The organism is Rosenbergiella sp. YN46 (genome assembly GCF_036620675.1).
Classification (GTDB): Bacteria; Pseudomonadota; Gammaproteobacteria; order Enterobacterales; family Enterobacteriaceae; genus Jejubacter.
On sequence record NZ_JAZHEE010000028.1, the window covers coordinates 37,865 to 57,863 of the forward strand.

A 19,999-nucleotide genomic window follows, 5' to 3' on the forward strand; every position below is an offset into this window, starting at 1 on the left:
ACAGAATTGCATGATTTATCTTGCAGAAAAATATGAAAAATAATATGAGGGGAAATATGCAGCATTAATAAAAAAGCAACTGCATCCCAGGAGCTTTTTCATAATTACAGTGAGTTTATCATTTCGATGAAGAATATAAAAAAACACTGGCAGAGCTATATTCATGGTGAGTGTCGTACGGCAGCTCTGTTAGATGAGAAAGAGAGTTATGCCTATTATACAGACTATTATTCGTGCCTGGCTAAGGCTTATAAAGAACGGATTGCGTATTGTCGGGATTATCAATATTAATGACCAGGCTTTTTCTGAAACCCAAACACCAAAAAAACCGGTGTTTGGGATAAAGAAAACTACTTATCGGCGCCGTAACGCTCGAACCACATCAGCATACGCCGCCAGCCATCCTCGGCGGACTCTTTGTGGTAGCTGGGCCGGTAGTCGGCGTTAAAAGCGTGCCCTGCATCGGGATAAACCACAATTTCAGCGCTGGCGTTGGCTGCGCGCAACGCCTGGCGCATACTCTCTACGCTGTCCAGCGGAATACCGGTATCCTGGGCGCCATACAGACCCAGCACCGGCGCATTCAGATCGGTTGCGATATCGACAGGCTGCTTCGGCCAGTTCAGGGTTTTATCTCCCGCCAGACGGCCGTACCAGGCCACCGCTGCTTTCAACTGCGGATTATGAGCCGCATACAGCCAGGCGATACGTCCGCCCCAGCAGAAGCCGGTCATCAGCAGTCGGTTGGCGTTGCCACCGTGTCGCGCCGCCCAACTGGCGACATGGTCGAGATCGGCCATCACCTGGCTGTCCGGCACTTTACTGACCAGCTCGCTGAACAGCGTGGGAATATCATCCCAGTCGTTGGGATCGCCCTGACGGAAGTACAGCTCCGGCGCCACGGCCAGATAGCCTTCATGGGCCAGGCGGCGGCACAGGTCGCGGATGTGTTCGTGTACGCCAAAAATTTCCTGAACCACAATAACCACCGGCAGATTATCCGCGGGCTCTTTGGGGCGGGCGAAGTATGCGGGCATCTCCTGGCCCTGGCTGGGAATAGAGGTTTCGCCAGCATGGAGTCCATCCGTAGAAGTATGGATCGCGGTGGTCGCGACGGGGGGCGCCGCCGGTGCGAATCCGGCGCCGGGCTTGTTCTGTGTCGTGCTGTCGGTCATGGCATTCTCCGTACCTGTTTTTTGAGCTATTTTTTAGTCTAATCAATTCACTATAGTCTGAGACAATAAGGCACGCGCGTGGCAAAAGTCGGCATTCAGCAGACAGGCGGGGGGCGAGGGATTTATGTTTGTGAGCTGCGTCACTTTATGATTCTATGGCAATGAAAGATGTTTCATTTGAAGTGAGTAACGTCACGAAAATAACCCACCTGGTTAGTTAGAGTAGCTATGATTTAATCGCAACCCAACTATGACCCAGGAGTCTGCCATGTCAAAGTCTGATGTTTTCCATCTTGGCCTCACCAAAAGCGACCTGCAGGGAGCGACGCTTGCCATTGTGCCTGGCGATCCGGAGCGGGTGGAGAAAATCGCCGTACTGATGGAAAATCCGGTAAAGCTGGCCGCGCACCGTGAGTTCGCTACCTGGCGAGCGGAACTGGGCGGTAAAGCGGTGATTGTTTGTTCTACCGGCATCGGCGGCCCGTCCACCTCTATTGCGGTGGAAGAGCTGGCGCAGTTGGGCATTCGCACTTTCCTGCGGGTGGGCACCACCGGCGCCATTCAGCCTCATATCAATGTCGGTGATGTGCTGGTGACGACCGCGTCCGTAAGGCTGGATGGTGCCAGCCTGCACTTCGCGCCGCTGGAGTATCCGGCAGTGGCCGATTTCGTCTGCACCACGGCGCTGGTCGATGCGGCGAAGGCGTTGGGTGTGGAAACCCATGTCGGCGTGACCGCATCATCCGATACCTTCTATCCGGGGCAGGAGCGTTATGACACGTTCTCGGGGCGGGTGACTCGCCGTTTCCAGGGCTCGATGGAAGAGTGGCAGCAGATGGGTGTGATGAACTACGAGATGGAATCGGCTACGCTACTGACCATGTGCGCCAGCCAGGGGCTGCGTGCCGGGATGGTGGCAGGAGTGATCGTCAACCGTACCCAGCAGGAGATTCCTGACGCCGAAACCATGAAGCAGACCGAAAGCCACGCCATTAACATAGTGGTGGAGGCCGCTCGTCGTTTACTGTGAGGCTATTGTTACCCGCAAAGCCGGCGGTGGCCGGCTTGTTTGCCCTTTCCTCTTTTCATCTGGACATCTGTACAGCACAATTGAGCCTCGACCCGATAAGTTCGGCAGGAGGCGACTTTGGATCTCTCTCTTTTACTGATGGCGGCGCTGGTACTGGCCGGCGCCGCCGTGGGCTGGCTGGCTGCCAGCCTGCGTACGGCTCAACGCCTGGCGCGAAGCCAGGAGGAACAGCGCGAAATCTATGGCGAGCTGATGGCCGCGCGCCAGCAACTGAGCCAGGGAGAGTACTGGCGTGAAGAGTGCGAACGGCTGAATGGCGAGCTGCGTCATCAGATGGAAATTAACCGCGAGCAGGAGGCCGACCTGCGTGAGCTGAGCACTCGCCTGGAAGAGACGCGCCTCAACGCCGAAGAAAAAGTGCGCCAGATGGCCAACAGCGAACATCGCCTTAGCGAGCAATTCGAAAATCTGGCCAACCGCATCTTTGAGCAGAGCAATCGTCGGGTCGATGAGCAGAATCGCCAGAGTCTGCATGGCCTGCTGGCGCCGCTGCGCGAGCAACTGGACGGCTTCCGTCGTCAGGTGCAGGACAGCTTCGGCCAGGAGGCGCGCGAGCGCCATACGCTGACCCATGAGATCCGTAATCTGCAACAGCTGAATGCACAGATGGCTCAGGAGGCGATAAATCTGACCCGGGCGCTAAAAGGGGATAATAAAATTCAGGGCAACTGGGGCGAGGTGGTGTTAACCCGGGTGCTGGAAGCTTCCGGACTGCGTGAAGGGTACGAATATCAGACCCAGGTGAACATTCAGCTTGATAACCGTAGCCGGATGCAGCCGGATGTGATTGTGCGCCTGCCTCAGGGCAAAGATGTGGTGATCGACGCCAAAATGACTCTGGTTGCCTGGGAGCGTTGCTTCAATGCCGGAGACGAGGTGACTCGCGAGGCGGCCCTGAGTGAACATATTGCGTCTGTTCGCAGCCATATTCGCCAGCTAGGGCGTAAGGATTACCAGCAACTGCCCGGGCTGCGTTCTCTGGACTATGTGCTGATGTTTATTCCGATAGAGCCTGCCTTTCTGGCCGCTATCGAGAAGCAACCAGAGTTGATCGGCGAGGCGCTGCAGCACAATATCATGCTGGTTAGCCCCACCACGCTGCTGGTGGCCCTGCGCACCATTGCCAATCTGTGGCGTTATGAGCACCAGAGTCGAAATGCGCAACAAATTGCCGAACGCGCCGCGCGGCTTTATGACAAGATGCGTCTGTTCGTCGACGACATGTCTGCCATCGGCCAGAGTCTGGATAAAGCCCAGGATAACTATCGCCAGGCGATGAAAAAGTTAGCCAGCGGTCGTGGCAACCTGCTGGTGCAGGCTGAAGCATTTCGCGGGCTGGGTGTGGAAGTCAAACGCGAGATTAATCCGGAGCTGGTGGCTAACGCGCTTCAGGATGATGAGGATGCCGCCGCCAGGCTGGCTCAGCAAGATGAAGAAAATGCCCCGGAAACGGACGCGGATCTCCTGCGGCGCGGGGGCGGGCAAGGGTAATGAACCTTTACATCCTGGCGGTTGAATCGTAGGGCAAAGGCGACCAATCTGTTACACTCCACAAATATTTTATGACTAAGCGGACTCTGAGATGGCTGAAGATTCACAAGAAACGACACACTTTGGCTACCGCACGGTAGCAAGAGCGCAGAAGGCCGATATGGTGGCGCAGGTGTTCCACTCCGTGGCGGCGAAATATGACATCATGAACGATCTGATGTCCTTCGGAATCCATCGCTTGTGGAAACGTTTCACCATCGACTGCAGCGGTGTTCGTCGTGGCCAGCGCGTGCTGGATCTGGCCGGCGGCACCGGCGATCTGACGGCGAAATTCTCGCGCCTTGTGGGCGAAACCGGCGAAGTGGTGCTGGCAGATATTAACGAGTCCATGCTCAAAATGGGTCGTGAAAAACTGCGTAACCTTGGCGTGGTGGGCAACGTGGAATATGTGCAGGCTAATGCTGAAGCGCTGCCGTTCCCGGATAACACCTTTGACTGCATCACCATCTCCTTCGGCCTGCGTAACGTTACCGATAAAGAAAAAGCGCTGCGCTCCATGTACCGGGTGCTGAAACCGGGCGGACGCCTGCTGGTGCTGGAATTTTCCAAACCGATTATCGATCCGCTTAGCAAAGCCTACGACGCTTATTCGTTCCATGTTCTGCCGCGCATCGGTGAAATGGTGGCCCAGGATGCCGACAGCTACCGCTATCTGGCGGAATCCATTCGTATGCATCCGGATCAGGAAACCCTGAAGTCGATGATGGAAGAGGCTGGCTTCGAGAAGACGTCTTACTACAACCTGACCGCGGGAATCGTCGCCCTGCATCGTGGCTACAAGTTCTGAACGGGAGGGGAGCGTGCCGCTGACACCCATTATCACCGCTACGGTGGAAAATGTACTGAATACCTTTCTGTGGCGGAGCGATGCGTTAAAGTCGCCGCGTCAGCGCCTGAAGGGGCGGACGCTGCGTATTGAGCTTTCTGGTTTTACCACGCCGCTGGTGCTCTCTTTCAGCGAACAGCAGATCGATGTGCTGGGCGCCTGGGAAGGGGAGGCCGATTGTACGGTGATTACCCGCCCTGGTACGTTGTCTGAATTACGCGATCGTCAGCAGCTTACTGCGCTGATTAAGAGCGGCGCGCTGGAGGTTCAGGGTGATATTCAGGTGGTTCAGAATTTTGTGGCGCTGGTGGATCTGGCGGAGTTCGATCCTGCAGAATTGCTGGCTCCCTGGATCGGCGATATCGCTGCTGAAGGCGTTGGACGCGTTGTGCGCGGCGGTGCGAAATTCCTGAAAAAACGTCTTGAGCGCGACCGCCGCTATCTGGCCGACGCGTTGACCGAAGAGTGGCGCCTGGCGCCCGGCCCGCTGGAAGTGGCCTGGTTTGCCGAAGAAACAGATGCCCTGGCGCGCGCGGTGGATGCGTTGAGTAAACGGATGGATCAACTGGAGGGCAAATGACGCCTGGAGAAATACGGCGCCTCTACTTTATTATCCGAACCTTTTTGAGTTACGGGCTTGATGAGCTCATTCCCAAAATGCGTATCACGTTGCCGCTGCGCCTGTGGCGTCGGTTGGTATTCTGGATCCCTAATCGCCATAAAGATAAGCCGCTTGGCGAACGTTTGAGGCTGGCGCTTCAGGAACTTGGGCCGGTTTGGATTAAGTTTGGTCAGATGTTGTCGACCCGCCGCGATCTGTTTGCGCCGCATATCGCCGATCAACTGGCGCTGTTGCAGGACAGGGTCGCTCCTTTTGACGGCCATGAGGCAAAACAGCTGATTGAAAAAGCGATGGGTGGTCAACCGGTGGAAACCTGGTTTGATGAGTTTGATATTACGCCACTGGCTTCAGCCTCTATCGCCCAGGTGCATACCGCGCGACTGAAAGAGACCGGAAAAGCGGTCATTATCAAGGTGATTCGTCCGGATATCCGACCAGTGATCAAGGCGGATATGAAGCTTATTTATCGCCTGGCGCGCTGGGTGCCGCGCCTGTTGCCGGATGGTCGACGCCTGCGTCCTATGGAAGTGGTGCGGGAATATGAAAAGACGCTGCTCGACGAATTAAACCTGCTGCGCGAGGCGGCAAACGGCATTCAGCTACGACGCAACTTCGAAAACAGCCCAATGCTCTACGTACCGGAGATTTATTCCGATTACTGCAGCCAGGAGCTGCTGGTGATGGAGCGCATTTATGGGATGTCGGTGTCTGACGTACCATCGCTGGAAAAAAATGGTACCAACATGCAGCTTCTGGCGGAGCGCGGGGTTCAGGTCTTTTTCACCCAGGTCTTTCGCGACAGCTTTTTCCATGCCGATATGCACCCGGGAAATATTTTTGTCAGCTACGAGAGTCCAGAGGATCCGCAATATATCGGTATCGACTTTGGCATTGTCGGGTCGCTGAATAAAGACGATAAGCGTTATCTGGCGGAAAATTTCATCGCCTTCTTTAATCGCGATTACCGCAAGGTTGCGGAACTGCATGTGGATTCCGGCTGGGTGCCGGCCGATACTAATGTTGAAGAGTTTGAGTTCGCTATCCGCACCGTTTGCGAACCCATTTTTGAGAAGCCGCTGGCTGAGATCTCGTTCGGCCACGTGCTGCTTAATCTCTTCAACACCGCGCGTCGATTTAATATGGAAGTGCAGCCGCAGCTGGTATTGTTGCAGAAGACGCTGCTCTACGTGGAAGGGGTCGGGCGCCAGCTCTATCCACAGCTCGATCTCTGGAAAACGGCCAAACCTTTCCTGGAATCCTGGTTGAAAGATCAGGTGGGACTGCCGGCGCTGGTGCGGGCATTTAAAGAAAACGCGCCGTTCTGGGTGGAAAAAATGCCGCAATTACCGGAACTGGTGTACGACAGTTTGCGCCAGGGCAAGCAATTGCAGCACAGTGTTGATAAAATCGCCCAGGATATTCAAAGCCACCGGGCTCGTCAGGGGCAGTCACGCTATCTGCTGGGCATTGGGGCTACGTTGATATTAAGCGGCACATTATTGCTGATAAACAAACCGGAGTGGGAATGGCTTCCCGCAGGGTTAATGGCAGGGGGCGTCGTCGCATGGCTTACGGGCTGGAGACGTACCACCTGATTTACATCGTCATCGAGCGTACAGGTGTCGTATAATTCGGCGCATTACGCGTAAGTCATTGAGGAATATTATGGGTGGTATCAGTATCTGGCAATTAATCATCATTGCCGTTATCGTCGTGCTGCTGTTCGGTACCAAAAAGCTGAGTTCGCTGGGTTCCGATCTCGGTGCGTCCATCAAAGGTTTTAAAAAGGCTATGAGCGACGACGACGATAAAGCGAAAAATGCGCAGCAGGATCAGCAGGATGCTGACTTCACCGCAAAATCGATCTCTGACAAGGCTGAAGAGGCCAGCAAGGATACCGAGAAAAGCCAGCATAAAGATCAGGTATAAGCCGTGTTCGATATTGGTTTTAGCGAGCTTCTGCTGGTTTTTATCATCGGTCTGGTGGTGCTGGGGCCGCAGCGTTTGCCGATAGCGGTAAAAACCGTTGTCGGCTGGATTCGTGCGCTGCGTTCTCTGGCGACCACCGTACAGAATGAGCTTACCCAGGAGTTTAAGTTACAGGAACTCCAGGACAGCCTGAAGAAGGTTGAGAAGGCGAGCATGAACAACCTGACGCCGGAACTAAAGGAGTCGATGGACGAGCTGCGCCAGGCTGCGGAGGCGATGAAGCGTTCTTATACGGCTAACGATCCGGAAAAGGCGAGCGACGAGGCCCATACCATCCATAATCCGGTGGTCGAAGGGTCGTCAGCGGACGCGACGCCCGGCGAGGCCGTAAGTCATGTCGACACCCCAGAGCAGAAGTCGCCAACCGCGGAGCAAGAAGCGGATAACGCCGGGACGGCGACTGCCGCAGAGCCCGAGGCGACAGCGGTGCGCCGCGACTCTTCTCAATCCACCAATGACAAATCCTGAACATGGCCGTTGAAGATACCCAACCGTTAATCACTCACCTGATTGAGCTGCGTAAGCGGATAATGAACTGTCTGATCGCCATTCTGGCGATCTTTCTGGCGCTGGTCTATTTCGCCAATGATATCTACCAGCTGGTTTCCGATCCGCTGATTAAGCAACTGCCTCAGGGCGCCAGCATGATCGCGACCGATGTGGCATCGCCGTTTTTCACTCCGATCAAGCTGACGATCATGGTGTCGGTGATCCTCTCCGCGCCGATTATTCTTTATCAGGTCTGGGCCTTTGTGGCACCGGCGCTCTATAAGCACGAGCGTCGCCTGGTGGTGCCGCTGCTGGTTTCCAGCTCGCTGCTGTTTTATCTTGGCATGGCGTTCGCCTATTTCGTGGTCTTTCCACTGGCGTTCGGTTTCTTAACCAAAACCGCACCGGCCGGTGTGGTGATTTCAACCGATATCACCAGCTACCTGGACTTCGTTATGGCGCTGTTTATGGCCTTTGGCGTCTCCTTCGAGGTGCCGGTGGCTATTGTGCTGCTGTGCTGGATGGGTGTGACCACGCCAGAAGACCTTAAGAAGAAACGTCCTTACGTTCTGGTGGGGGCCTTCGTCATCGGGATGCTGCTGACACCGCCGGATGTTTTCTCGCAGACGCTGCTGGCGATACCGATGTACTTCCTGTTTGAAATAGGGGTCTTTTTCTCCCGTTTCTATGTTGGTAAACGGCGCCCTTCCGCCAGCGATGAAGAGAGTGACGAGGCAGCGGACGGCGACGATGAAACGGACGCGCCGAAACAGTAATTATTCATATAAATGAACCGCCCTATACGGGCGGTTTTTTTACGGAGAAAAACCATGTTTGATATCGGTGTTAACCTGACCAGCAGCCGGTTTGCCGACGATCGTGAAGCCGTGGTAGAGCGTGCGCGCGAAGCTGGCGTGCGCGGTATGCTTATCACCGGTACCAGCGTGGATGAAAGCGAAGCGGCCTGGCGGTTAACCCAGGAATATCATCGCTGCTGGTCAACGGCGGGAGTGCATCCCCATGATGCCAGCAGCTGGAATGAAGAGAGCGCTGCGCGATTACGCGCCCTGGCTATCCGGGATGAAGTGGTTGCCATTGGCGAGTGTGGGCTGGACTTCAATCGTAATTTTTCCACGCCCCAGGAGCAGGAACGGGCTTTTAGCGCGCAGCTGCAGCTGGCGGTGGAGCTGGAAATGCCGGTCTTTATGCACTGTCGGGACGCCCACGAGCGTTTCCTGGCGCTGCTCGATCCCTGGCTGGATTCGCTGCCGGGGGCGGTATTGCACTGCTTTACCGGTACACGCGAAGAAGCGATGGAATGCCTGAACCGCGGTCTGTATCTGGGGATTACCGGCTGGGTTTGTGATGAACGGCGTGGTCTGGCATTGCGGGAGCTGCTGCCGGCGATACCGGCGCAGCGCCTGTTGCTGGAAACCGATGCCCCCTGGCTGTTGCCCAGGGAGCTCAGACTAACGCCAGCTTCGCGCCGTAACGAGCCAGCCTTCCTGGCCCATATTCTCAGCCAGGTCGCCCACTGGCGCGGCGAAGATCGCGCCTGGCTTGAGCAGGCTACCGACCAGAATGTGCGTAATCTGTTTGGCGTGGTGTTCTGAGGAGACTAAACCTTTCGGAAATCGGTATTCTTAACGCTTTGCAGTACCTGTTTATTCAGCAGGTTGAGCAGCAGGATAGAGCGGGTTTCACCTTCCGGCTCAGTGAAGATGGCTTCCAGACCTTCAAATGCGCCTTCGGTAATCACAACGGCGTCGCCTGGCCATGGCGTATCCGGGTCGGTGATATTTTCCGCCTGGTAGTTCAGCAACTGGTGGATGACCTTTTCCGGGACGGTGGCGGGTTGCGCACCAAAACGCACGAAATGGCTGACGCCGCGGGTAGAGTTAACCGTTGTGGTATGGATATCCTCAGGGTCAAACTCTACAAACAGATAGTTTGGAAACAAGGGTTCACTGACCGCGGTTCGTTTACCACGCACGATTTTTTCCAGCGTGATCATCGGGGTCAGGCAGTTAACAGCCTGTCGCTCCAGGTGCTCCCTGGCACGCGAAAGCTGCCCCCGTTTGCAGTACAGTAAATACCAGGATCGCATAATGACTCTTTTCAGGTTAACAGGCGCAAAAGCATAACAAAACAGCCCCTGGAGTGATAGTTAAGCCCATTCTTAGGGCGAGGACAATACCGGGACCAGGATTTCACGAAGGATTAACAAAATTACAGCATCACGGTGATGAACACCGTATAATGCAGCACTTAACCGGGCATAATAAATAACGATGAAATACCACGATCTACGCGAATTTCTTGCGCTGCTGGAACAGCAGGGCGAACTTAAACGTATAACGTTACCCGTCGATCCGCACCTGGAAATGACGGAAATTGCCGATCGTACCCTCAGGGCTGGTGGTCCGGCGCTTCTGTTTGAAAATCCGAAGGGCTATACCATGCCGGTTCTCTGCAATCTGTTCGGTACGCCGAAGCGCGTGGCAATGGGGATGGGACAGGATGATGTCTCTTCGCTGCGCGAAGTCGGGAAGCTACTGGCTTTTCTGAAAGAGCCGGAGCCGCCGAAGGGCTTTCGCGATCTGTTCGATAAATTGCCGCAGTTTAAGCAGGTGCTGAATATGCCCACCAGGCGTCTGCGCGGCGCCCCCTGCCAGCAGCGGATTCAGGAAGGCGATGAGGTCGATCTGACCCAAATTCCCATTATGCAATGCTGGCCGGAAGACGCAGCGCCGCTAATCACCTGGGGGTTAGTGGTGACTCGCGGCCCCCATAAGACGCGCCAGAATCTGGGGATCTATCGTCAGCAACTGCTGGGCAAAAACAAGCTGATTATGCGCTGGCTTTCCCACCGTGGCGGTGCGCTCGATTTCCAGGAGTGGTGTGCGGCGCATCCCGGAGAGCGCTTCCCGATATCGGTGGCATTGGGCGCCGATCCCGCCACTATTTTGGGCGCCGTTACGCCGGTGCCGGATACGCTTTCCGAATATGCATTCGCCGGGCTGCTGCGCGGTACCAAAAGCGAAGTGGTGAAGTGCGTCTCTAACGATCTGGAAGTGCCCGCCAGCGCTGAAATTGTTCTGGAAGGCTATATCGAGCCGGGAGAGATGGCGCCGGAAGGCCCGTATGGCGATCACACCGGTTACTATAACGAAGTGGATAACTTCCCGGTCTTTACCGTGACGCATGTTACTCGTCGCGAAGATGCTATCTATCATTCCACATACACCGGACGCCCGCCGGATGAACCTGCGGTGCTGGGCGTGGCGCTGAATGAGGTTTTCGTTCCCATTTTGCAAAAGCAGTTTCCGGAGATTGTGGACTTTTATCTGCCGCCGGAAGGTTGCTCATATCGCCTGGCGGTGGTCACGATGAAGAAGCAGTATGCCGGTCATGCCAAGCGGGTGATGATGGGGGTCTGGTCCTTCCTGCGCCAGTTCATGTACACCAAATTTGTTATTGTGTGCGATGACGACGTGAACGCCCGTGACTGGAACGACGTTATCTGGGCGATAACAACGCGAATGGATCCTGCACGTGATACGGTGTTGGTGGAAAACACCCCCATTGACTACCTGGACTTTGCTTCGCCAGTATCCGGTCTGGGCTCCAAAATGGGCATGGATGCTACCAATAAATGGCCAGGCGAGACGGATCGCGAATGGGGACGTCCGATCGTAAAGGATCCTGACGTTACCGCCAGAGTCGACGCTATCTGGGAAGAGCTGGCTATTTTCAAGTAAAGGCGGGGGCAATAAGTGCCTGCCGCACAGGTTTTGCATTAATGACCCGACAGAGGGAGCGCATGACAATTTTAAGCTGTAAAGTGACCTCCGTAGACGCCATTACGGATACCGTTTACCGGGTGCGACTGCTGCCCGAGGGCGACTTCTCCTTTCGTGCCGGCCAGTATCTGATGGTGGTGATGGATGAGCGGGACAAGCGCCCTTTTTCCATGGCTTCCACGCCGGATGAGCAAGAATTTATTGAACTGCATATTGGCGCTTCGGAGCTTAATCTCTATGCCATGGCAGTGATGGAACGTATCCTGGAAAAGAAAGAAGTAGAGGTGGATATTCCCCACGGAGAAGCCTGGCTGCGTGACGATGAAAGCCGTCCTCTGATTTTGATCGCTGGCGGTACCGGTTTCTCTTATGTGCGTTCCATACTGCTGACTGCGCTGGCCCGCAATCCGGATCGGGATATCACCATCTACTGGGGCGGCCGCGAGGCGAAACATCTCTACGATCTTCCGGAACTGCACGACCTTGAAGCCAGACACCCCAAACTGCGGGTGGAAGCGGTGGTGGAACAGCCCGAGGATGGCTGGAACGGCCGTAGCGGTACGGTGCTGACGGCGGTGTTGCAGGATTACGGATCGTTAACCGATTACGATATCTATATTGCGGGGCGTTTTGAAATGGCGAAAATCGCCAGGGATCTGTTCTGTAACGAGCGTGCTGCCCGGGAAGACAGACTCTTTGGCGATGCCTTCGCCTTTATTTAAAACAACAAAAAACCCGCCCCTGACAGGCGGGAAGGACTACAGTTTAACCCCTTGCGCTTTATGCGCGTTCGAAAAGGGTGGCGATCCCCTGGCCCAGCCCGATGCACATCGTGGCAAGACCCGTCCGGGCGCCCCGCTGCGCCATCAGGTTAACCAGCGTAGCGGTGATCCTGGCGCCGGAGCAGCCCAGCGGGTGCCCCAGCGCAATCGCGCCGCCGTTCAGGTTGACCCGTTCGTCGATCTTCTCCATTAGTCCCAGGTCCCTGATGCAGGGCAGGATCTGCGCGGCGAAGGCTTCGTTAATCTCAACTAGGTCGACATCATCCATCGTCATTCCGGCTTTACTCAGTGCCTTGCGAGTGGCGGGAACCGGACCATAGCCCATAATGGAGGGATCGCAGCCGGCAACGGCCATCGCCCGAATACGCACCTTCGGCGTCATTCCCAGCGATTTGGCGTAAGATTCGCCCATCACCAGCAGAGCGGCGGCGCCGTCCGACAGGGCCGATGAAGTTCCCGCGGTGACGGTGCCGTTTATCGGATCGAAAGCCGGGGACAGCTGGGACAGGGCTTCGACGCTGGTATCCGGGCGGATCACCTCGTCCTGAGTGATACAGACCAGCGCGCCGTTAGCATCATGACCCCAGGTGGGAATGATTTCATCGCTGAACAGCCCGGCTTCGGTCGCGGCCCAGGCTTGCTTGTGCGAGCGGGCCGCAAAGCTGTCCTGCATAGCGCGGCTGATGCCATGCATACGCGCCAGCATCTCTGCGGTCAGCCCCATCATTGCGGCGGCTTTTGCCGTGGTGCGGCTAAGCCCGGGGTGAAAGTCTACGCCGTGACTCATGGGAACGTGCCCCATATGCTCTACGCCGCCCACCAGACAAACCCGGGCATCGCCGGTCATAATGGCGCGGCTGGCGTCATGCAGAGCCTGCATGGATGAGCCGCATAGCCGGTTCACGGTGACGGCGGGCACGCTGGCAGGGATCTCCGCCAGTAGGGCTGCGTTACGGGCGATATTAAAACCCTGCTCCAGGGTTTGCTGGACGCAGCCCCAGTAAATATCGTCTATGGCTTCCTGATCCAGGGCCGGGTTGCGCGACAGCAGGCTGCGCATCAGATGCGCCGACAAATCTTCCGCTCGCGTATGGCGATAAGCTCCCCCTTTGGAGCGGCCCATCGGGGTGCGGATAGCGTCGACAATGACCACGTTTTCCATCTCTGACTCCTCAGGCTTGTGTCGTGACGCCTGCCGGACGAGCCGGGGCGACGGGGGGATACCAGGTTTCGTTGCTGCGTGCTTTTTTCTGCATGTCTGTACTGACCGTATAGAGTGGCCCCAGTTGCTGATACTGTTCGGCCATTTCCAGAAAGCGGGCGCTGCCCAGGGTATCCAGCCAGCGTATGGCGCCGCCGTGGAATGGCGGGAATCCCAGACCGTAGACCAGGGCAATATCGGCTTCCGCCGGGCTGGCGATAATCCCTTCTTCAAGGCAGCGAACGACCTCATTCACCATTGGAATCATCATGCGTTCGATAATTTCACTGTCGCTGAAGTCGCGCGTCGGCTGGCAGACTTCCCGCAGCAGGTGCCCGGTGGTTTCGTCCGGTGTTTTTCGTGGCTTTCCTTTACGGTCTGGTTGGTAGCGCCAGAACCCCTGGCCGGTCTTCTGGCCGTAGCGTCCTGCTTCGAACAACAGATCGATGGCGTCGCGGCCGGATTTCGCCATGCGATCGGGATAGCCTTCAGCCATCACTGCCTGTGCGTGATGGGCAGTATCGATACCGACCACATCCAGCAGCAGGGCAGGCCCCATCGGCCAGCCGAATTTTTTCTCCATCACCTTATCAACCTGCCGGAAATCGGCACCGTCGCGCAGTAACTGGCTGAAGGCGGCAAAGTAAGGGAACAGCACCCGGTTGACAAAAAAGCCGGGACAGTCGTTAACCACGACTGGCGTCTTATCCATTTTCCTGGCCCAGGACACCACCCGGGCGATGGTATCGTCCGAGGTTCGACGGCCGCGAATCACTTCAACCAGCGGCATGCGGTGTACCGGGTTAAAGAAGTGCATACCGCAGAATTTTTCAGGCCGCCGCAGGCTTTCCGCTAGCAGCGAGACAGGTATCGTAGAGGTATTGGAGGCCAGTACGGTATCGTCAGTGACCTGATTTTCCAGCTCGGCCAGCACGGCGCGTTTCACTTTGGGGTTTTCCACCACCGCTTCAACCACGGCGTCGACCCGTTCAAACCCGCTATAATCGAGCGTCGGATGAATGGTTGAAACCACCTCAGAAAGTCGCAGGCCGTCGATTTTTCCCTGCTCCAGCTTTTTATTCAGCAGTTTTCCGGCTTCATTCATCCCCAGTACCAGTGCGTTGTCGTTGATATCTTTCATCAATACCGGAATGCCTTTCCAGGCGCACTGGTAAGCGATACCGCCGCCCATAATTCCGGCGCCCAGCACCGCGGCCCGGCGGGGAGGCTCAACGTTGCGAGTCAGTTGCTTCGCCTTGCCTTTGATATATTGATCGTTAAGGAAAATGCCGACCAGCGCCCGGGCGGCGTCGGTGTGGGCCAGTGGGACGAAGTTGCGGGTTTCCTGCGCCAGCGCTTCGTTACGCGCCAGACCAGCCGCCGCTTCAATGGTTTCAATCGCTTTGAGCGGCGCCGGATAGTGGTTGCCGGTCTGTTGTTTCGCCATGGCTTTGGCGGTGGCGAAGCTCATGGCTGATTCGATAGGGCTGAGTTTAAGAGGTTGCAAACGGCGCGCGCGTTTAGCCTGCCAGTCCAGTTTGCCGTTAATGGCCTGGCGCAATGTAGTTAATGCCGACTCATACAGCGTTTCCTGTTCGACGATGGCGTCCAGTAGTCCGCGCTTCAGGGCTTCGCTGGCATTCAGTTCTTTACCCGCGGCGATAATCTCCATCGCGCTGTCGGCTCCCAGCAGACGGGGAAGCCTTACGGTGCCGCCAAAACCGGGCATGATGCCGAGGCGCGTTTCCGGCAGGCCAATACGGACATCTGGTGTGCCGATGCGAAAATCGGTCGCCAGTACGCACTCGCATCCGCCGCCGAGGGCATAGCCGTTGATAGCAGAGAGGGTGGGAACCAGAAGATCTTCCAGTCGATTAAAAATCGAATTCGCATAGCGTAGCCATTCGCTGAGCTGTTCAGCGGGCGCGCGGAACAGCCCCAGAAATTCGGTGATATCGGCGCCGACAATGAATGCCTGTTTGTCGGATCGCAGCAGGAGTCCGCGCAGTTCCGGCAACGCTTCAAGCACTTCAATCGCTTTGCCAAGGCTGGCTACGGTTGCCGTGTCGAGCTTATTCACTGAGCCTGGCGCGTTAAAGACCAGTTCGGCGATGCCATCATCCAGCCAGTCGAGGTACAGGGTGTCGCCTTGATAAAGCATATCAATCTCCTGAATCCAGCATTGGGATCTGGTCGTACCAGATGAAGCGGAGTGTGGAAGCTGTGTTAATAAAATGCAAATTTAAGTTTAAATAATTGCTGTGAAGATCACGGATGGCGGAAAGGGTTCGGTGCCACGTCGGCTGTGCTAAGATGCGCAGGTTATGGTCGAAAACAGAAGGGTAAATTATGGATTCGCTGGCCGCACAATATAAAGAGCACATGGCAACGCTGCAGGAGCGTGCCCGCAAAGTTCTGGCGCGCTTCAATCTTGATGCGCTGCTGATTCATTCGGGTGAACTGTTCAACGTCTTTCTCGACGATCACCCCTATCCCTTCAAAGTGAATCCCCTGTTTAAGGCGTGGGTGCCGGTTACTCAGGTGCCGAACTGTTGGCTGCTGGTGGACGGTGTAAACAAGCCGAAACTCTGGTTCTACCTGCCGGTGGATTACTGGCACAACGTAGAGCCGCTGCCGGATAGCTTCTGGACTGATGAGGTTGAACTGGTGGCGCTACCAAAAGCAGATGGCATTGGTAGCCAGTTGCCCGCGAACCGTAAAAAAATCGCTTACCTGGGCCCGGTGTCGGAACGTGCGCTGCAACTGGAGATTCCGGCCGAGAATATTAATCCGAAAGGGGTGATTGATTACCTGCATTACTATCGCGCCTATAAGAGCGACTATGAAATCAGCTGTATGCGTGAAGCCCAGAAAATGGCGGTGTCGGGACACCGGGCAGCCGAAGAAGCCTTCCTTTCTGGTATGAGTGAATTCGATATTAACCAGGCCTATCTGACCGCGACCGGTCACCGTGATATCGATGTGCCCTATAGCAATATTGTTGCGCTGAATGAGCATGCTGCTGTGCTGCACTACACCAGACTGGATTATAGCGCGCCGGCTGAAATGCGTAGCTTCCTGCTGGATGCTGGGGCAGAGTACAACGGTTATGCTGCGGATTTGACCCGAACCTGGACTACGCATCACGATAGCGACTTTGCCCAACTGATTAAAGACGTCAATGAAGAGCAGCAGGCGTTGATCGCCACCATGAAAGTTGGTGTCCGCTATACCGATTACCATCTTCAGTTTCATCAGCGCCTGGCGAAGATCTTGCGTCACCATCAGATAGTGACTGACATCAGCGAAGAAGCGATGGTCGAAGCCAATCTGACCGGCCCTTTTATGCCACACGGCATCGGTCATCCGCTGGGGCTTCAGGTTCACGATGTGGGGGCGTTTATGCAGGATGATACTGGTTCCCATTTGGCGCCGCCCGAGCAGTATCCCGCGCTGCGCTGTACTCGTATCCTGGAGCCGCGTATGGTGTTGACCATTGAACCGGGCATCTACTTTATTGACTCGTTGCTTGCTCCCTGGCGTGAAGGGCAGTACAGCAAGCACTTTAACTGGCAGAAAATCGAAGCGCTCAAGCCCTACGGTGGTATCCGCATTGAGGATAACGTGGTGATGTATGAAAACAGCCTCGAAAATATGACCCGGGATCTGAAGCTGGCTTGATGGAAAGCTGGTTGATTCCGGCCGCACCGGTCATTGTTAGCGAAGAGATTAAAAAAAGCCGCTTTATCACGCTGTTGGCTCACACCGATGGCGTGGCGGTGGCGAAAGCGTTCATTGAGACGGTACGTGCCGAACATCCTGACGCCCGTCATCACTGCTGGGCCTGGGTCGCCGGTGCGCCTGATGATTCTCAGCAGTTGGGCTTTTCCGACGATGGAGAACCGGCAGGTACGGCGGGTAAGCCAATCCTGGCGCAGCTCATGGGCAGCGGCGTTGGCGAGATTACCGCCGTGGTTGTGCGTTATTACGGTGGCGTTAAGCTTGGTACCGGTGGTCTGGTGAAGGCTTATGGTGGTGGCGTACAGCTGGCGCTGGGTCAGTTAACGACATCGCGCAGGGTGCCGTTGCAAACGTACCTTCTGAACTGTGATTACGGGCAACTGGCCGGAGTGGAAGCCCTGCTGAAGCAGTGTGAAGGCGTGGTGGCTTGCAGCGATTATCAGGCCGAAGTCAGGCTTCAGGTGGCGCTGCCTCAGGCAAAAGTGGCTGAGTTTTCAGCAAGACTGGCCGATCTGAGCCGTGGTACGTTGCATTTGCTACCGTTTGCACAATAATCCCTCCTGATATTTTTTGACTGCAAAGGAAACGGCTGAAATGCATTTTCGTGCCATAACCCGAATCGTTGGCCTGTTGGTTATCCTCTTTTCAGGAACGATGTTTCTTCCCGGCCTGGTGGCTTTGATTTATCGGGATGGTGCCGGTCGTGCCTTTACGCAGACCTTTTTTGTTGCGCTGGCTATTGGCGTGATGTTGTGGTGGCCTCATCGCCACCAGAAAAGCGAGCTGAAACCGCGCGAAGGCTTCCTGATTGTTGTGTTGTTCTGGACCGTGCTGGGTAGCGTTGGGGCACTGCCTTTTATCTTTTCCGAACGGCCGAATCTGACGGTGACTGATGCCTTCTTTGAGTCTTTCTCCGGACTGACCACTACGGGGGCGACCACGCTGGTGGGGCTGGACTCGTTGCCGCATGCGATACTTTTCTATCGCCAGATGCTTCAGTGGTTCGGTGGTATGGGGATCATTGTACTGGCGGTGGCGATTCTCCCTATTCTGGGGGTTGGGGGCATGCAGCTTTATCGTGCGGAGATGCCCGGGCCGCTGAAGGATAATAAAATGCGGCCGCGTATTGCCGAGACAGCCAAAACGCTGTGGCTGATCTACGTTTTGCTGACGGTTGCCTGCGCTTTGGCGCTGTGGTTTGCTGGAATGCCAGCTTTTGACGCTATTGGCCACAGTTTTGCGACCATCGCCATTGGTGGTTTTTCGACACATGACGCCAGCGTGGGCTATTTTGACAGTACGGCCATCAACTCCATTATCGCCATCTTTTTGCTGATCTCCGGTTGTAACTATGGTCTGCACTTCTCTCTACTGAGCGGTCGAAGCCTGAAGGTTTACTGGCGCGATCCGGAATTTCGGATGTTTATTGGCGTACAGCTGTCGCTGGTGGTGATCTGCACCCTGGTGCTGTGGTTCCACAATGTCTATGAATCGGCCTGGCAGACGCTGAATCAGTCGTTCTTCCAGGTCGTTTCAATGGCGACCACGGCGGGCTTCACCACCGACAGCATTGCCCGCTGGCCGCTGTTCTTGCCGGTACTACTACTCTGTTCAGCTTTTATCGGCGGTTGTGCTGGTTCCACCGGTGGTGGGCTTAAGGTTATTCGTATCCTTTTGCTGTTTAAACAGGGAAATCGTGAGCTTAAGCGCCTGGTGCATCCCAACGCGGTATACAGCATTAAACTGGGCAATCGCGCGCTGCCGGAGCGTATTCTGGAAGCCGTATGGGGGTTCTTTTCGGCCTATGCTCTGGTCTTTCTGATCAGTATGCTGGCAATTATCGCCACCGGTGTGGACGACTTCTCGGCATTTGCTTCCGTGGCAGCGACGCTGAATAACCTGGGGCCGGGTCTTGGCGTGGTGGCGGATAACTTCTCTACCATGAACCCGGCGGCTAAGTGGATACTGATTTGCAACATGCTTTTCGGACGACTGGAAGTCTTTACTTTACTGGTACTTTTTACGCCAACTTTCTGGCGCGAATAATCGGAGTGAAATGTGAAAACCCTGATTCTGTTTTCGACAAGGGATGGGCAAACCCGGGAGATTGCGGCAAGCATCGCTTCCGGTCTGAAAGAACATGGCATTGATGCCGAGCTGCAGAATCTGCATCGGGTAGAAACGCTGGCGTGGGAGCAGTACGATCGGGTTGTGATTGGCGCCTCTATTCGCTATGGCCATTTTCATCCGGCGCTGACAGATTTTGTGAAAAAGCATGCCGTACAGTTGAATGCGCTACCGGGCGCTTTTTTTTCCGTAAACCTTGTGGCGCGTAAGCCGGAAAAGCGAACTCCACAAACTAACTCCTATACTCGCAAGTTTCTGCTGGCGTCACCCTGGAGACCGGATCTCAGTGCCGTCTTCGCCGGTGCGTTACGCTATCCACACTATCGCTGGTTTGATCGCTTTATGATTCGCCTGATTATGAAAATGACGGGGGGAGAAACGGATACCAGTAAGGAAGTGGTCTATACCGACTGGAATCAGGTGGCTGATTTTGCCCGTGAAGTTGCTCACTTAACGCGCAGCGGGACGGTTAATTAACCGCAATGGCGGAAAAATAACCTGGTGAGCATTTTTTTTAAGATAACCCCTTGCCAGCACGAATTCAGGCCCTATAATGCGCCACCACTGACACGGAACAACGCCTTACGGCACGCCGGGTTGGCA

Annotated in this window: 19 protein-coding genes; 15 read left to right on the top strand and 4 right to left on the bottom strand. The window is 55.6% G+C overall.

The genetic code is table 11. The features are described from left to right. Positions 1 to 350: 350 nt before the first annotated feature. Positions 351 to 1,175: a dienelactone hydrolase family protein gene (locus V3W49_RS17130; protein ID WP_500147100.1), complete on the bottom strand. Its 825-nt coding sequence runs from the start codon at positions 1,173 to 1,175 to the stop codon at positions 351 to 353. Between the two features lie 268 nt (positions 1,176 to 1,443). Between V3W49_RS17130 and udp the strand changes: the two genes are divergently transcribed. The 9 genes from udp to tatD all read left to right on the top strand — a co-directional run bounded on the left by udp (position 1,444) and on the right by tatD (position 9,355). Beyond that, positions 1,444 to 2,205, top strand: a complete 762-nt coding sequence (gene udp / locus V3W49_RS17135; RefSeq protein WP_500147102.1) for a uridine phosphorylase — start codon at positions 1,444 to 1,446, stop codon at positions 2,203 to 2,205. A gap of 138 nt (positions 2,206 to 2,343) precedes the next feature. After that, entirely contained in the window at positions 2,344 to 3,756 is a 1,413-nt protein-coding gene (gene rmuC / locus V3W49_RS17140; protein WP_500147135.1) for a DNA recombination protein RmuC, read from the top strand. Between the two features lie 91 nt (positions 3,757 to 3,847). Continuing rightward, positions 3,848 to 4,603: a bifunctional demethylmenaquinone methyltransferase/2-methoxy-6-polyprenyl-1,4-benzoquinol methylase UbiE gene (gene ubiE / locus V3W49_RS17145; protein ID WP_500147103.1), complete on the top strand. Its 756-nt coding sequence runs from the start codon at positions 3,848 to 3,850 to the stop codon at positions 4,601 to 4,603. A 13-nt stretch (positions 4,604 to 4,616) separates the two neighbouring features. After that, positions 4,617 to 5,222: a ubiquinone biosynthesis protein UbiJ gene (gene ubiJ, locus V3W49_RS17150; protein ID WP_500147104.1), complete on the top strand. Its 606-nt coding sequence runs from the start codon at positions 4,617 to 4,619 to the stop codon at positions 5,220 to 5,222. Beyond that, positions 5,219 to 6,859, top strand: coding sequence for a ubiquinone biosynthesis regulatory protein kinase UbiB (gene ubiB, locus V3W49_RS17155; RefSeq protein ID WP_500147105.1), 1,641 nt, complete (start codon positions 5,219 to 5,221; stop codon positions 6,857 to 6,859). The genes ubiJ and ubiB overlap by 4 nt, the downstream gene beginning before the upstream one ends. Positions 6,860 to 6,929: 70 nt before the next feature. After that, positions 6,930 to 7,193, top strand: coding sequence for a Sec-independent protein translocase subunit TatA (gene tatA, locus V3W49_RS17160; RefSeq protein WP_500147106.1), 264 nt, complete (start codon positions 6,930 to 6,932; stop codon positions 7,191 to 7,193). A gap of 3 nt (positions 7,194 to 7,196) precedes the next feature. After that, positions 7,197 to 7,721 carry a Sec-independent protein translocase protein TatB gene (gene tatB / locus V3W49_RS17165; RefSeq protein ID WP_500147108.1) on the top strand — a complete coding sequence of 175 codons (525 nt, stop codon included), beginning with the start codon at positions 7,197 to 7,199 and terminating at the stop codon, positions 7,719 to 7,721. Between the two features lie 2 nt (positions 7,722 to 7,723). Next, entirely contained in the window at positions 7,724 to 8,518 is a 795-nt protein-coding gene (tatC, locus tag V3W49_RS17170; RefSeq protein WP_500147110.1) for a Sec-independent protein translocase subunit TatC, read from the top strand. Positions 8,519 to 8,572: 54 nt separating this feature from the next. Then, positions 8,573 to 9,355, top strand: coding sequence for a 3'-5' ssDNA/RNA exonuclease TatD (gene tatD / locus V3W49_RS17175; RefSeq protein WP_500147112.1), 783 nt, complete (start codon positions 8,573 to 8,575; stop codon positions 9,353 to 9,355). Between the two features lie 5 nt (positions 9,356 to 9,360). On the opposite strand, the gene rfaH is transcribed toward tatD, so the two are convergent. Beyond that, positions 9,361 to 9,849 carry a transcription/translation regulatory transformer protein RfaH gene (rfaH, locus tag V3W49_RS17180; RefSeq protein ID WP_500147114.1) on the bottom strand — a complete coding sequence of 163 codons (489 nt, stop codon included), beginning with the start codon at positions 9,847 to 9,849 and terminating at the stop codon, positions 9,361 to 9,363. 184 nt (positions 9,850 to 10,033) lie between these two features. Here rfaH and ubiD point away from each other — a divergent pair, with 184 nt between their 5' ends. After that, entirely contained in the window at positions 10,034 to 11,503 is a 1,470-nt protein-coding gene (gene ubiD / locus V3W49_RS17185; RefSeq protein ID WP_500147116.1) for a 4-hydroxy-3-polyprenylbenzoate decarboxylase, read from the top strand. A 62-nt stretch (positions 11,504 to 11,565) separates the two neighbouring features. Further along, positions 11,566 to 12,267: an NAD(P)H-flavin reductase gene (gene fre, locus V3W49_RS17190; protein WP_500147118.1), complete on the top strand. Its 702-nt coding sequence runs from the start codon at positions 11,566 to 11,568 to the stop codon at positions 12,265 to 12,267. Between the two features lie 58 nt (positions 12,268 to 12,325). On the opposite strand, the gene fadA is transcribed toward fre, so the two are convergent. Further along, on the bottom strand, positions 12,326 to 13,489 hold the full coding sequence (fadA, locus tag V3W49_RS17195; RefSeq protein ID WP_500147120.1) for an acetyl-CoA C-acyltransferase FadA: 1,164 nt from the start codon (positions 13,487 to 13,489) through the stop codon (positions 12,326 to 12,328). 10 nt (positions 13,490 to 13,499) lie between these two features. Beyond that, the gene (fadB, locus tag V3W49_RS17200; RefSeq protein ID WP_500147122.1) at positions 13,500 to 15,689 is read right to left on the bottom strand and encodes a fatty acid oxidation complex subunit alpha FadB; all 2,190 of its coding nucleotides are present in this window, start codon (positions 15,687 to 15,689) and stop codon (positions 13,500 to 13,502) included. A 188-nt stretch (positions 15,690 to 15,877) separates the two neighbouring features. On the opposite strand from fadB, the gene pepQ reads away from it, so the two are divergent. The 4 genes from pepQ to hemG are packed head-to-tail and all read left to right on the top strand — an operon-like array spanning position 15,878 to position 19,873. After that, a complete protein-coding gene (gene pepQ, locus V3W49_RS17205; protein WP_500147124.1) occupies positions 15,878 to 17,209 on the top strand; it encodes a Xaa-Pro dipeptidase in 1,332 nt (443 codons plus the stop codon). Continuing rightward, a complete protein-coding gene (locus V3W49_RS17210; RefSeq protein WP_500147125.1) occupies positions 17,209 to 17,823 on the top strand; it encodes an IMPACT family protein in 615 nt (204 codons plus the stop codon). The genes pepQ and V3W49_RS17210 overlap by 1 nt, the downstream gene beginning before the upstream one ends. Positions 17,824 to 17,863: 40 nt before the next feature. Next, on the top strand, positions 17,864 to 19,315 hold the full coding sequence (trkH, locus tag V3W49_RS17215; protein WP_500147126.1) for a Trk system potassium transporter TrkH: 1,452 nt from the start codon (positions 17,864 to 17,866) through the stop codon (positions 19,313 to 19,315). Between the two features lie 12 nt (positions 19,316 to 19,327). Continuing rightward, the gene (hemG, locus tag V3W49_RS17220; RefSeq protein ID WP_500147127.1) at positions 19,328 to 19,873 is read left to right on the top strand and encodes a menaquinone-dependent protoporphyrinogen IX dehydrogenase; all 546 of its coding nucleotides are present in this window, start codon (positions 19,328 to 19,330) and stop codon (positions 19,871 to 19,873) included. The last annotated feature ends 126 nt before the right edge of the window (positions 19,874 to 19,999 follow it).

Coding starts and splice junctions, on each gene's coding strand:
- tatC (WP_500147110.1), top strand. CDS start 7,724: ATGGCCGTTGAAGATACCCAACCGTTAATCACTCACCTGATTGAGCTG.
- udp (WP_500147102.1), top strand. CDS start 1,444: ATGTCAAAGTCTGATGTTTTCCATCTTGGCCTCACCAAAAGCGACCTG.
- V3W49_RS17210 (WP_500147125.1), top strand. CDS start 17,209: ATGGAAAGCTGGTTGATTCCGGCCGCACCGGTCATTGTTAGCGAAGAG.
- rmuC (WP_500147135.1), top strand. CDS start 2,344: ATGGCGGCGCTGGTACTGGCCGGCGCCGCCGTGGGCTGGCTGGCTGCC.
- fadB (WP_500147122.1), bottom strand. CDS start 15,689: ATGCTTTATCAAGGCGACACCCTGTACCTCGACTGGCTGGATGATGGC.
- tatA (WP_500147106.1), top strand. CDS start 6,930: ATGGGTGGTATCAGTATCTGGCAATTAATCATCATTGCCGTTATCGTC.
- fadA (WP_500147120.1), bottom strand. CDS start 13,489: ATGGAAAACGTGGTCATTGTCGACGCTATCCGCACCCCGATGGGCCGC.
- ubiB (WP_500147105.1), top strand. CDS start 5,219: ATGACGCCTGGAGAAATACGGCGCCTCTACTTTATTATCCGAACCTTT.
- trkH (WP_500147126.1), top strand. CDS start 17,864: ATGCATTTTCGTGCCATAACCCGAATCGTTGGCCTGTTGGTTATCCTC.
- tatD (WP_500147112.1), top strand. CDS start 8,573: ATGTTTGATATCGGTGTTAACCTGACCAGCAGCCGGTTTGCCGACGAT.
- fre (WP_500147118.1), top strand. CDS start 11,566: ATGACAATTTTAAGCTGTAAAGTGACCTCCGTAGACGCCATTACGGAT.
- ubiD (WP_500147116.1), top strand. CDS start 10,034: ATGAAATACCACGATCTACGCGAATTTCTTGCGCTGCTGGAACAGCAG.
- pepQ (WP_500147124.1), top strand. CDS start 15,878: ATGGATTCGCTGGCCGCACAATATAAAGAGCACATGGCAACGCTGCAG.
- rfaH (WP_500147114.1), bottom strand. CDS start 9,849: ATGCGATCCTGGTATTTACTGTACTGCAAACGGGGGCAGCTTTCGCGT.
- V3W49_RS17130 (WP_500147100.1), bottom strand. CDS start 1,175: ATGACCGACAGCACGACACAGAACAAGCCCGGCGCCGGATTCGCACCG.
- ubiE (WP_500147103.1), top strand. CDS start 3,848: ATGGCTGAAGATTCACAAGAAACGACACACTTTGGCTACCGCACGGTA.